General features: G+C 27.4%; 10 protein-coding genes. 8 read left to right on the forward strand and 2 right to left on the reverse strand.

Annotated elements, in window-relative coordinates; translation table 11 throughout:
• Both Q326_RS0107295 and Q326_RS0107300 read right to left on the reverse strand, forming a co-directional pair.
• Positions 1 to 230: transposase (locus tag Q326_RS0107295; protein ID WP_026894780.1), on the reverse strand; the 230-nt coding region annotated here is incomplete at its 3' end.
• Between the two features lie 109 nt (positions 231 to 339).
• The gene (locus Q326_RS0107300) at positions 340 to 2,424 is read right to left on the reverse strand and encodes an ATP-dependent helicase (RefSeq protein ID WP_051531293.1); all 2,085 of its coding nucleotides are present in this window, start codon (positions 2,422 to 2,424) and stop codon (positions 340 to 342) included.
• Positions 2,425 to 2,686: 262 nt separating this feature from the next.
• Between Q326_RS0107300 and glnA the strand changes: the two genes are divergently transcribed.
• The 8 genes from glnA to Q326_RS0107340 all read left to right on the forward strand — a co-directional run bounded on the left by glnA (position 2,687) and on the right by Q326_RS0107340 (position 14,352).
• Positions 2,687 to 4,024, forward strand: coding sequence for a type I glutamate--ammonia ligase (glnA, locus tag Q326_RS0107305; RefSeq protein WP_026894782.1), 1,338 nt, complete (start codon positions 2,687 to 2,689; stop codon positions 4,022 to 4,024).
• Positions 4,025 to 4,165: 141 nt separating this feature from the next.
• The gene (locus tag Q326_RS0107310; RefSeq protein WP_026894783.1) at positions 4,166 to 4,735 is read left to right on the forward strand and encodes an ANTAR domain-containing response regulator; all 570 of its coding nucleotides are present in this window, start codon (positions 4,166 to 4,168) and stop codon (positions 4,733 to 4,735) included.
• A gap of 21 nt (positions 4,736 to 4,756) precedes the next feature.
• Positions 4,757 to 5,224, forward strand: a complete 468-nt coding sequence (locus Q326_RS0107315) for a DUF134 domain-containing protein (protein ID WP_026894784.1) — start codon at positions 4,757 to 4,759, stop codon at positions 5,222 to 5,224.
• 116 nt (positions 5,225 to 5,340) lie between these two features.
• Positions 5,341 to 5,601 carry a DUF5320 domain-containing protein gene (locus Q326_RS16965; RefSeq protein WP_034601538.1) on the forward strand — a complete coding sequence of 87 codons (261 nt, stop codon included), beginning with the start codon at positions 5,341 to 5,343 and terminating at the stop codon, positions 5,599 to 5,601.
• 125 nt (positions 5,602 to 5,726) lie between these two features.
• Positions 5,727 to 8,897 (forward strand): PD-(D/E)XK nuclease family protein, encoded by a 3,171-nt coding sequence (locus Q326_RS0107325; RefSeq protein WP_026894785.1) that lies wholly within the window; start codon positions 5,727 to 5,729, stop codon positions 8,895 to 8,897.
• Positions 8,884 to 12,216 carry a UvrD-helicase domain-containing protein gene (locus Q326_RS0107330; RefSeq protein WP_026894786.1) on the forward strand — a complete coding sequence of 1,111 codons (3,333 nt, stop codon included), beginning with the start codon at positions 8,884 to 8,886 and terminating at the stop codon, positions 12,214 to 12,216. Before Q326_RS0107325 ends, Q326_RS0107330 begins: the two co-directional genes overlap by 14 nt.
• A 65-nt stretch (positions 12,217 to 12,281) precedes the next feature.
• Positions 12,282 to 12,494, forward strand: a complete 213-nt coding sequence (locus tag Q326_RS0107335; protein WP_026894787.1) for a hypothetical protein — start codon at positions 12,282 to 12,284, stop codon at positions 12,492 to 12,494.
• 19 nt (positions 12,495 to 12,513) lie between these two features.
• On the forward strand, positions 12,514 to 14,352 hold the full coding sequence (locus Q326_RS0107340) for a hypothetical protein (protein ID WP_026894788.1): 1,839 nt from the start codon (positions 12,514 to 12,516) through the stop codon (positions 14,350 to 14,352).
• Positions 14,353 to 14,418: the final 66 nt, after the last annotated feature.

Genomic DNA, 14,418 nt, shown 5'->3' on the forward strand with positions numbered 1-14,418 from the left:
CCAAACTTTGTTTTTAGATTCTTTTGTGTGTGACCATTTCTTCGGTTATTAGTTCTTTTGTTTTTCTTATCTCCTTTGTCATATCCTAGTTCTATATCTAACTCAGCCTCAAGCATTTCCTGTAGAGCATCCTTAAACATTTCTTTAAGGAATGAATGGAGATCATCTGATGTTTTTAAATTTCCCCCTTTAATCATATCTCTTAAAACTTCTTTTGGTAATGTACTCATAACAAAACTCCTTTCTGGTTTAATTATTATTCTAATTATTGCCAGAAAGGAGTAATTTTTTTCACAAAAGCACACATTTTTTTACATTACCGAATACTAGCTACTAAATTTATATCTTCTTAAGTATATTTTTTTTAATAGCCATTGACATCGATATATTTTTTATGCCTTTGCCTTCAAAGCAGATACTTGCCGTATCTCCTTTTAATTTTTTAATCGTACCTTGTCCAAATTTTATATGTGCTATATTATCACCTTCTACTATATCATGTTCAGGCATATTATATGAATCTATATCTTCCAACTCTGATATAAAAGTAGATTGTTTAACAGGTTCATTGTTTTTAGACTGTATAGTTAGTAGATATAGTTCTTCCTTAGCTCTAGTCATACCTACATAAAAAAGTCGTCTTTCTTCTTCAAGGAGTTCTCCATTTCCATTTAGATGTTGAGAAATACTAGTAGATGATGGGAATTCATTTTCGATTAAATCTATTATGAATACTCTCTTGAATTCTAATCCTTTAGATGAATGTATAGTAGACATCCTTAACTTATTAGAATCATGTTTTTTAACTGTATTTGCCATATCATATCTCAATCTGGGTATCTCGTTTAAAAAATCTATCAAACCTAAAGAGTAAAATGCTATAATTTTTAAAGCAGATAGAATAGATTTTATATTGTCATAGGAATGACCAAAGGCTTTACAATTGTCTTTTAAATAGTCATTGTAATTTAAACTAGATAATATGTGTTCCAATCCTTTTAGTGGAGATAATTTTGATAGTATTTTAAATTCTTTATTGATTCTTTTAATATTTTTTAATTGAAAGCTTTTAAAATCTGGATATAATAACAGTTTATCAAATACAGACCTACTTTCATTTGAATTTTTGATAAAATTGATTGCTGATTTTGGAATATAGCCATTCATTTTATAGTAAATTTTCTCCAATGATACTATATCTGTATTATCTAAGGATAACTTTATAAAAGCAGATATATCTTTTAAAATCCAGTGATTAAAAAAATTGAATTTATTATCGGTTACTGAAAAAGGTATATTATTTTCTAATAATGCCTTTGAAAGCGCAATAGATGAAATATTGTTCCTATACAGTATAGCTGTATCAGAGTAATTACTCAGTGATTTTAATTTTTTTATCAATTGTTCTAATTGTTGAAATTCATCTTTGAACTTCATAATTTCAATGGGCTTATGTATTTTATTTTTTGTAAAAAGTTTTTTTTCGTATCTAATCTTGTTATTTTGAATAAATTTATGGGATACTGACACAATATTTTTAGAAGAACGATAGTTTTCTTCCATAAAAAATATTCTTCCAGATTTAAATTGTTCCTTAAAATTTAATAGAATTTCAGGGTATGCACCTCTAAAACCATATATAGATTGATCATCATCTGCAACTATGAATATATTATTATGAGATTTAGACAATAGCTTTATAATTTCATACTGTATTTTTGAGGTGTCTTGACCTTCATCTAATTGTATATACTTGTATCTTGACTGATATGTGTTTAGTATATTGGCATTAGATTTTAAAATGTAATAAGTCATAGTCAGCATGTCATCAAAGTCAATGTAATTATTTATCTTTTTATATTCTTCATATTTTTTAAATATTATTGAGAAGTTTTTTATGCCAAAATCATTGAATTCTCTAAAATCACCTATATTATACATCATATTTTTTACATATCCTATAGTATTTATTAGTTCCTCTAATTTATCTTCATTTATTGTAGAACTGTTTGTCCTTTCGTATATCTGCCTTAGAATATTATATTTGTTCATTGATGCTTTTTTTGATTCTAACAATGTATATTTTATTTTTTTAATCCTACAATACTGATTGATTACACCATAAGAAAAACTATGGATAGTTGAAAACTTTGTATTTATAGTATCTCCAAAGAGTCCATTGAATCTCTTTTTCATATCTCTTTCAGAGGCTTTGCTGAAAGTGAGAGATAGAATATTATTTGGTGAGACCCCTTTATTGATAATTAAATTTGCTGTTCTACAGACTAAGAGTGTTGTCTTTCCTGACCCTGGTACAGCAAGTACTAAAGCTGGACCAGAAACATGATTTATAGCAGATTCTTGAGTAGTATTGAATCTTATATTTTGATTTTTTCTAACAATATCAAATAGATTATTTTTCATATATATTCTCCTAATTTTATTATATCTCTAGTATATTGTAATAAAAAAGTAGTGTAAATTTCAAATTAATTTATAGAAACGCCTTGCATATATATAAAAATAGTTATATAATAAAAAAGTGATTTTTTTATAACTAAATTTGAATTGGGCAAAGGCGTCCAATAATACAGGGATTAGTCCCTATATTATGGACGCTATTTTTTATTTTTGTAGAAACAGTGCATAATTAATCATTTTAATAAAAATATGGGAGGTAGCTCTTATGGGAAAAAATTATACTAAAAATGACATTAGAAGAATTGCTAAAGAAGAAAATGTGGAATTTATTCATTTACAATTTACAGACATTATGGGAGTAATGAAAAATGTATCTATAACTATTGAGCAATTGGATAAGGCATTGAACAATGAAATCATGTTTGATGGTTCATCCATTGATGGGTTTGTAAGAATAGAAGAATCTGATATGTATTTGTATCCAGACCCTAATACCTTTGAAATATTTCCTTGGGGTTCTCCTAATCAAAAAGAGGCCAGAATTATATGTGATGTGTATAAATCTGATGGTAAGCCATTTTGTGGATGTCCCAGAAATGTGTTGAAGAATGTACTAAAAGAAGCAGAGGAAATGGGCTTTACTATGAATGTAGGTCCTGAGTGTGAATTTTTTCTATTTAATACAAACGAAAAAGGAGAACCATCACTGGATACCCATGACAATGCAGCGTATTTTGATTTAGCACCTGTAGATTTAGGTGGAAATGCCAGAAAAGATATGATAACAGCATTGAAAAAAATGGGATTCAAGATAGAGGCTTCACATCATGAAGTGGCACCAGGACAACATGAAATAGATTTTGAATATGATAATGCATTAACTACAGCCGATAATATAATGACATTTAAAATGGCTGTAAGGATAATTGCTCAAAGACATGGTTTGCATGCCACATTTATGCCTAAACCTAAATTTGGAATAAGTGGTTCAGGAATGCATATAAATATGTCATTGGCTACATTAGATGGTCAAAATGCATTTTATGATCCAAGTAATGATATGCAATTATCAGAAACAGCATATTACTATTTAGGAGGAATTATAAAGCATGCCAAAGGATATACTGCTATAACTAATCCAACTATTAATTCATATAAAAGACTTGTACCAGGATATGAAGCACCTATATTGATAGCTTGGTCAGCTAATAACAGAAGTCCGTTGGTTAGAGTGCCTTCAAAGAAGGGGAATTCTACTAGATTAGAACTTAGAAGTCCAGATCCATCAGCCAATCCATACCTTGCTTTAGCAGCTACATTAAAGGCAGGACTTGATGGTATAAAAAATAAAATAGAGCCACCAACTCCTGTTATGAGTAATGTATATATCATGGATGATGAGGAATTGTTAGAAAAAGGTATAGAGAACTTACCTTTAAACTTATATGATGCATTAAAAGAATTGGAAAAGGATGCAGTTATAAAAGATGGTCTAGGAGACCATGTATATAATAGATTTAGAGATGCAGTATTGCTAGAATGGAGTGAATACTCTAAGTTCATAAGCCAATGGGAATTGGATCGATATTTAAGAAAATTTTAGTTTATATGAAAAATAAAAACGGCAAAATTTTGCCGTTTTTATTTTTTTATAATATTATAGTATAATATATATATAAGTATTATTGAGGGAGTTGAAATTTACAGATTTTGTCTTAATATATAAACTTGTTGGGGTGGTTTTATGAGGCAATATAGTGTAGTGGTTGCAGATAGTAATCAATCGTCCAGAAAAAATATAAGTAATCTGTTAATGCAGAGGGGATTAAAAACTTATCAGGCCACAGATGGTGGAAGTGTTTTGAGATTAGTTAGAACTTCATCTATTGACTTAGCTATAATAGATGTCAATCTACTGGGTATGAATCCCTTTGAAGTAGGAGATATAATAGAAGATGAAAATCTTTCTACTGTCGTATTTATGACCAATAATCCTAATGTAGATTTATTTGAACATATGAAAACTATGAAGGTATATGCATATATTACTAAACCTGTTAATCCCAATGAATTATATCATATAGTAGAATTTGCAATTGAGAGTGCCTCAAAAATAGATGATTTAGAAAGAAAGGTTAAAAGATTAGAAGATAAATTAGAAGGTAGAAAAAAGGTAGACAGGGCTAAGGGTATACTCATGGATAGATTAAAAGTTCAAGAAGATGATGCTTATAAAATCTTGAGAAAAAAAAGCATGGATCAATGTGTATCCATAGAAATTATTGCTCAAAAAATTATAGAAAAGTATTCATAGAAAATATTGGAGGTGTGAAATTTGGCAAGACCGGTTAAATGGAGAAGGGTAGAAAATCTCCCCCAATATAAATATTTTAAACCTGCAAATATTCCTGCGTGTGAATTGGAAGAAAATGTATTGAAGGTGGAAGAATTAGAGGCCATACGGTTACGAGACTTAGAAGCATTGGATCAGGAATCTTGTGCTGAAAAAATGAAGGTTTCCAGACAGACATTTCAAAGGATATATAATGACGCAAAGAAAAAGGTGGCAGATAGCTTAATAAATGGTAAGGCTATTAGTATTAAGGGAGGTAATTATACGCGAAACATTTGTGTTTTAGTATGTGAAAAATGCGGTTATCAGTGGGAAAATAGAGTAGAAGACTTGGGGAAATATGAACAAGAAAAAAGTTCATGTCCCCAATGTGGAAGTGAAAACACCACATGTCATGAACCAAAGACTGGCAGATTTTGTGGTAGACGGTGTAGACATAGAGGAATATAAGTAAGACCCTTTAAAAAAGGGTCTATTTTTTTAGGGAAGATTGTTGACATATGCCTATAACTCTATTATAATATAAATATAAAGAGCATATGCCAATAATTAAGGAGATGATTATAATGCCAAGAAGGGATGGAACAGGTCCAGTAGGTCAAGGACCAATGACAGGATGGGGAAGAGGATATTGTAGAACAGATGCCTATGATTCTAGGAGAATAGGTTGTGGAAGGAGATTTTTTGGAAGAAGAGGATTTGGTGCTGGTATAAGAAGTATATCTAGTGACGAAGAAAAAAGCTTTTTGGAAGAAGAGAAGGGTATTCTTAAAAGAAGTTTAGAGGAAGTTGAAAACAGAATCAATCAATTGAATAAGGACGAATAGTAAAAAATAGAGTACGATCTTAAAAAATCGTACTCTATTTTTTATTTTATAATCATAAATGAGATGAAAATTTGATTTTTTGATACAATAGATTTAAATATGAAATAGTAATTGGGGGTATTCTTGTGTCTGTTAAAGATGTATACTACGGTCCATTAAATAATAACTATAAAGAAAAAATTATTGAAAAGGCTAAAAAATATTTAATAGAAAATAAAGGAGATAAGTTTTTTTATATATTACCCAGTGGAAATCTGTTGAATAAATATAGAAATATGTTTTTGAAGTCAACTAAAGGTACTTTAGATTTAAATATTATAACATTTGACGATATAGTAAAGATGATAGCCAATGGGAAAAAATATATCTTTATTGATGATCCTATTAAAGATACTATTATATATAAAGTTGTAAAAAAATTAGAAAAAGAAGATAAGTTGAAGTATTATAAAAAACAGATAGAATCAGAAGGGTTTATACAGGATATTAGTTATATATTAGGAACAATAAAAAGGTCACTGATTACTCCCGAAGAATTCCATAAAAAGATACCATATATGGATAAATTCAAAGAAATGGGATTGATATATGATTGCTATCAAAGATTTATTACAGAGAAAAATATGCTAGATACTGAAGAGGTCTTTATTAAAGCATTAGAGGAAATAAAGAGTTCTAATACCCTATTTAATAATCTTGAGTTTGTAATAATTGATGAATTTTTTGATTTTAGACCTCAAGAATTAGAGATATTGAAGGCTATGGCATTGTCTGATATAGATATATATATGAATATACCTTATAAGGTTAAAGAAGAAAGCTATACAGTGATAAATATAATAGAGAAGCTTCGAAATATGGGATTTCAGATTACAAATATTGAAGGTGAAGATAAAGACTTTTTTACTAAAATTGGTAACGATGACTTTGGCTTGAATAGTAGTTCGTATAAAAAAAATGAAGATATAAAATTGATAAAGGCTGATACAAGGAGACTAGAAATAAAAAAGGTATGTGAATTAATAAAAAAAGAAAACAAAGATATTTCCCTAGATAATATAGCATTAATATTGGGAAATGATAATAAGTATAGAGAATTAGTAATAGACATATTTAATCAAGAAAATATACCTATATCGTTGAGGGAAGAAAAGATGTTAATAGACATTCCCTTGGTAAAAGAGTTGATAAATATACTGGAACTGAGACTGACTAATTATAATAAAATAACATTATTAAAGGCCTTGAAGTCAGGATACATGGATGTATGTGATGGAAATGATAAGGATAAAATGGAATATGTATTTCATATACTAAATTTAGATGAGAGATGTACAAAAGATAAAGTGACTCATGCTATTGGTAAAGAAAAGAATAGATTGAGACTACTTAAGGGCAATAGTGAAAATCCAAACAGAATAGAAAATTTCATGGAAGATTTATCTAATTTAGAATACATTTTAGAGTTGTTATTTGACAAAGTATCAGAAATGGAAAAAGTAGGTCCTATAGATGAAATTATAGATAAATATATGGAAATTATAGAATTTTATGATATAACAGATAGAATAAAAATTTTATATGAATCTACTAAGGATTATTCTATTTTGCATAGAGATTTATCTGCTATAAGTAGATTTAAAGAGATACTTAATGAGGTGAAAGAGATATGTAAACCCATATATGGGAAAGGTATAGCATTGGAGGATTTATACAGGCTAATTAAAAGATTATGTGAAAATGAAAGTATATATTTAAATAATTTGCCAGAAAGATGTGTGAATGTACTGACGCCATCTACTGCAAGGGGCAGTAGATTTAGCACAGTTTTTATTATGGGAATGATACAAGGGGAATATCCCAATGTTATAAATAAGAGCTGGTTTTTTAGAGATGAGGATATAGAAATATTTAAAAATATGGGAATAGATTTTAAGAGTTATCAAGATAGATTGGACAAAGAAAAACTCTTATTTGCAAATGCTATTTCTAGGGCGAGAAAAAAGTTGTATTTTAGTTATTGCAACGAAGATAACAGTGGCAAAGCACTTATATCGTCTCCATTTTTGGAGCAATTTATAGATGTTTTTAAAGGCGAGAAAATAGAAGACAAGATTAAAATATTATATGTAGATAAGGATTATATAATAAAGGACGATCTAGATACAGTAACTACGACTAGTGATTTAATTAAAAGTGTCATATATAATTACTACAAAAATGGAAAGGGGGATATATTTAAGCATATTCCCAGTGCGTATGTGGATACCATTAATGATATAGTAAACAAACTATCTTGTGAACTTAAAAGATATCAAAAAGGGTTTAACGAATATGATGGAGTAATGGATGAGAAATCTATTAAGGATGAAATATATGAAAGATTTTCACAAGAAAAAATGAGTATAACTCAGTTGGAAACCTATGGGAAATGTCCCTTTAGATATTTACTTGAATACATACTGCAGATAAAACCACTGGAAAAGGATATAGATGATTTTACTCCTATGGACAAGGGCGATATATATCATAGAGTTTTAGCCCAATATTATAGAAAAAATAGTTTGAAATTAAGAGAGATAATAATAAACAATGGAATTTTAAATGTAGAAAAAACGAAAGAAGAACTAAAGAAGATTTTAGATAGTGAAATATATAGCATGATGAAAATTAGAGATAAGAGACTCTGGGATTTAAGAAAAAATCATATGTCAAAAATACTATTAAATGTAATTAAAAAAGATGTGGAGAGACTTAAAGTATACAAAATGATACCTAGAGAGTTTGAATTGGGATTTGGATATAATGATGATTTTGTTTTAAAATTAGAAAATGGAACAGCTAGTTTTATAGGGAAAATAGATAGGATAGATGTGGACGAATTAGATGGAAAGGTTATTATATATGACTATAAAACTTCCAAAGGAAAGGGTATTAATGATATGTTAAAGGGCATATCTCTTCAGACTCCCATATATATACTGTATCAACAAAGTTTAGGGAAAGATGTGGTTGGTGGAGGATATATAACGATAAAAGATGGAGAGATGTATACTAGTATTTTAAGAGATAAATATAAGGATAGATTTAAATCTAAAAAGGGATTAGATAAAGAAGAATGGGACATGCTTTTTTATGAAACCAAAAGATATATTGATCAATATTTAAAGGGCATTTATACAGGAGATTTTAGACTTAATCCCAAGGAATGCACAGTGTTTTGTCCATATAAAAATGTATGTAGATATGATATAGAGAGAATAAATGGAAAGGAGTCTGGAGATGAAATTAACTGATAGTCAGCAAATAGCAGTAGATACTATAGATACAAATATGGCAGTGAATGCTGGGGCAGGCTCTGGGAAAACGAAAGTTCTGGTAGAACGATATATAAATATATTGAAAAGGGGTAGCCTTAGAGAAAATAAAGAAATTGATTCCATAGTAGCCATAACATTTACAAATAAAGCTGCAGCAGAAATGAAGGAACGGGTAAGAAATTCTATTAAGATGTTAAAGGATAAAGATATAAAGTGGAATAGGCTGTATAATGATTTGGATAGGGCAAATATTTCTACAATACATAGCTTTTGTACTGAGATATTAAAAGAAAATCCCATAGAAAGTAATGTGCCATCTAGATTTAATCTGCTTGATGAACATGAATCTACAGAATTATTATCAAATATAACTAAAAAAATAATTAATAATGGAATTAAAAAGGGATGTGAAATATATGATTTTATAGAGTATTTTACCCCCGATTCATTAGATGGCTCCATCTACACCCTAAGTATTATAGAAAATATTGTATCTATATATAAAAAGATTAGAACTACAGGCAAGAAATTTATACAGATTAAAGATATAACGTTAAAAAATATTGAAGGCTTAACCGTTGATATCAGTGAAATAAACAAGATAAGAAAAAATTTTTCGTTTTTAATAGAAAAGGGCTCAAAGAGATCAAAATATAAAAAATTAGAAGATGATATTGTATGGGAAAGATTTAGAAGTAGAGATATATCCAATATTGATGTCAATCTGATTGATGAAATAATATATCTGTCTGATTATATTGGCAAAATGAAGAAATATCAAGATATTGTAGATGAATTAAGTCAATCAGTAAATAATGTAATTATGATTAGAGAGAAATATTATAAAAAGATTTATGAAATACTGTTAGACATATTGATAGAATTAGATATAGAGTATAGCAATCAGAAAAGAATATTAGGGCTATTAGATTATGAAGATTTGCAGATAAAGGTTTTGGAACTTTTTGAAGATGATGATATATTAGCTAGATACCACAATAGATTTAGGTATGTAATGGTTGATGAGTTTCAAGATACTGATGAATTACAAAAGAATATAATATATAAATTATGTAGTAAGTTAAAGCCTCTAGATAGGAAAAATCTTTTCGTAGTTGGAGACCCTAAGCAATCCATATACGGATTTAGAGGGGCTAATGTAGATGTATTTTATAAAGTTATGGAAGATATAAATAAATTGTATGGAAATGAAACAATAGTTTTAAAAGATAACTTTAGAACAGTAGATACTGTCATGGATTTTATAAATGATATTTTTCAAAATATAATGTCTAACAAATATACTCCACTAAGATATAATAGTAGATCTGCAAATAGTATAGATGTGGAATTTCTTACAAACGAGGATTTAAAAGTATTTGAGGGACAATCTGAAGGAGATTATCAAAAAAGATTTGAGGCAAGTTTAATTGCTAAAAGAATAAGAAAATTGATAAAAGAAGGCTATAATTATGACGATATTGCCATACTTTTTAGGTCTTCTTCAGATATAGATATATATGAAAAATATTTACACAAATATGAAATTCCGTATTACACCCTTGTAGGAAATGATTTATTAAAAAGACAAGAGATAATAGACATCATCAATTGTTTAAAGACTATAAACAATAAATATGATGACTTATCTTTGCTGGGAGTGTTGAGGAGTCCTTTATTTGGTATTTCTGATGAAACCCTATATTATCTTAGAAAATACACAGATGACTATATTATACAGTCTATGGATACAGAAATTGAAGAATTGAAGGTAGAACAGAAAGAGATGTTAAAAAAGGCATATGAGATTATAGATAGTCTCAATGGTTTTAAATATGTCATGACATTAAAGGAATTAATCAATAAAATTCTTGATTTGACTAATTATATGGAGATTTTATTGTTGAAAAAGGAAGGAAAACAATCGATAGCAAATATATATTCATTTATAGATTTGGCAGAAAGATATGAAAAGGAGAACAATGGCACAATAAATGAATTTATTGATTATATAGATAATTTGATATCCAATGGGGCCATTCAAGAGCAGGAACAACTTCAGTCAGAGACAGATAATATTGTAAAGATAATGACAATACATAGGTCGAAGGGATTAGAATTTCCAGTTGTATTTATTCCTCAAATGGCAAAAAGATTTAATTTGATAAATGGGCCCATACTTTTCAATGAAAATTTTGGAATAGGAATAAAGCACCCAAATGATTTAGGAAAATTGGATAAAGATATATCACCTATATATGCTAAATTAAATGAAGTACAAAAAAGAAATGATATAGAAGAAAATAAGAGAGTATTATATGTGGCGATGACAAGGGCAGAAAAAAGGCTTATTATGGGTTTACAGCCTATAGATAAATTTAAATATAGCTTTAAGGGAATAATAGGAAATAATATTCCTAAGGATAAGTGCAAATTTACAGCAGATATTGAATTGGAAAATACAACTGATTTTACTACAGTGCATATACCTAAAAAGATAATGCTTGATAATTCAAATAAAAAATCTATAGAATTAATGGAATATGATAATTATAATAATAATAAAAATTTCAATAGATTTACTATAACTCAATATATGGTATTTAATTATTGTAACAGATATTTCTATATGACATATTATAAGGGAATTCCTATTGCAAATGATTATTATATTGAAAAAAAGAAAAGTAGTATACTGATAGATAGTGCTACTAGAGGAACTATAGTACATAATATCTGTGAAAGATATATTGATGGAATGGATGCACGGCATATGATAGAAGAAGAATTATATAAGTATGGATTGCCTTTAGATAAAGCATATATAGATGAAATAATGGTATATATAAAGAATTATATATATTATTATCATGAAGATTTTGATATATGTTACAAAGAAAAGGAATTTTATTATAATATATTTGGGAAAAATATTTATGGAATAATAGATAGAATAAATATAAAGGATGGGAGGGCAGAGATAATAGACTATAAGACCAATAGTGTAAGAAATACCAAAAGTAAATTGAGAAAACAATATGGTCCACAGTTGAGGCTATATGCCAAGGCATTCCAAGATATCTCTAATATTGTAGTGGATAGTGCCAGTATATTATTATTGGAGACAGGAGAAAAAATAAATATTGATATTTCAAATAATAAAATAGAAGAAAATTTAAATAATATAAAACAATTTATAGAATTTGTAACTACCCATAGAGATATAAAAGACTATCACAAAAGGAGTTATGGGTGCAAATATTGTAAATTTAACTATATATGTGAGATATATTAAGGATTTTATTCCCCTCCAGAATATTAGTCAATATAATTGACCAGAATATTTATGGAGGGGTTTTTATGATGATTAAAGGGATATTTTTTATTTTTTGGGGATTTTTTATGGCAACTAATGATATTTATGATTATAAGAATACTTTATTAAATAAAAAAATTATTAAAAGAACCTTTGAGAAGGATAATTATTATGAAGTTAAATTAATAATAGGTATTTTCTCATTTATAGTGGGACTTTTTACTATATTAAGTCATGTTCTAGTTATTAGCTCATAGGGAAAGTGGGATTTGAAAATTGCTTAAAAAAATCATATTAATAGTTATTATAATAATTTGTTTTAAAAATAAATCTTATGCTGCAAATAATGATAAAAATATGTTGCTGGTATTGGACAATATTGATTATGAAATTATAAATGAATTAATTGTAGACTATAATTGTTCCATAGGTTTAATGAATGCTTGTATAGAAAACTATTTTAAAGATATAGATTTAGATTCATATTTCATGACTATAGCTTCAGGGGAGAAAATAAAAGCAAAGAGGCAGCTAGATAATATACTGACATTGTCTAAAATATGTAATGCAAATCATAAGAAATTGAAATATATAGGTAAGGGTAAATCCTCAATATTGATAGATAAAGATTATATATCAATGGAAGAAAAGGAAGGTTTGGATATAATATATAGAAAAGAATGGTTAATAGAGAAAATAGATAATTTTTTTCATGATGGAGATTTATTAATTGTAGACCTTGATATTGATAATATTGAAGAAAGAAAAGAAGTATTTAAAGATATTTTATCTATATATAATAGAAGAGCCAATATTCTGATAATATCCCAAGGAGTACCACAGAAATTTAGAGTGAGATTTAACAAGACTATAGTACCTGTATTATATATAGATAAACATAAAGAAGGGGGGATACTTACTAGCGATTCTACTAAAAGGATAGGTATAATATCTATACTGGATTTATTTCCAACAATTATTAAAAATATGGGCATATCTACTACTAATATAACTAGAGGAAGTCCAATATATACAATAAAAGGAAATCCTAATAGATGGGAAAGTATATTTTTAAATAGTGTAGGTATGAATATTATAAAATATATAATATATGGAGTATTTGTATTTATTCAAAGCACTGTTATAGTAAGATATCTATTGAATAATGGATACAAATATATAGATGTTTTTTTGGTGAATACATGTCAAATGGCTATATTTATTTCTTTGGTTATGGGAATTATTATCAAAAACCTTGATATATATATATATTTAAGTACAGTTTTTTTTGTATCTATAGGTTGGTCATTTTACAGCAGAAGATCTATAGGAAATATGTTTGATTTATTATCTGTTTTTACAAATCTCATTATATTATATGGTGTATTTTTCAATATAGAGATGCTATACAGATCTTTTATTGGTTATAACAATATATTGGCTGGGGGAAGATTTTATGGATTAAATAATGATATCTTAGGTGTACTATTAGGGACATCAATTATAACTATATTTTATATAAAAAAATATATAGATAATAAATTTTTTTCTAAAATGATAATCATATGTTATATTGCCATTATTTATATTGCACTGTCTTCTAGATTTGGTGCTAATTTTGGGGGATATTTGACAGCTATTTTTTCAACTGTTTTTGTGATATCTAAGTTTATATTTAAAAGAAGGAATAAGATATCAAGTATTGTTTTTTTAATTATATTGGTGGGGATATTGGTTTTTGTAAATATATATTTAGATTATATATCTTATGATATTGGATATATGGGAAGATTTATATCGAGAATAAAAGAGATAGGGTCTCAAGAAATAGTAGACATGGTTATAATAAAAGCAAAACAAGTGTTGTTTATGATTATAGTTCCTCCTTGGAGTATAACATTTTTAGTACATATATTTTTTATATTGAATTTATATAGAAAGAGTTATAAACAACATATAAATCTGTCATATATAGATATTAGTTTTTTTGTAATAATGTTTTTTAGTTTATTACTAAATGATACAGGTGTAACTACTTTTTTTTATATAAACACATATTACTTAACTTATAAGATAGATATGCAGATGAAAGACCATACATTTAAAATCAATTAGAAAAAAAATTTGCGCAAAAGAGAAAGAAAACTTTTCAATATAATCCAAATATTTAAAATATTATTA

It is taken from the genome of Clostridiisalibacter paucivorans DSM 22131 (assembly GCF_000620125.1).
GTDB classification, from domain to species: Bacteria; Bacillota; Clostridia; order Tissierellales; family Clostridiisalibacteraceae; genus Clostridiisalibacter; species Clostridiisalibacter paucivorans.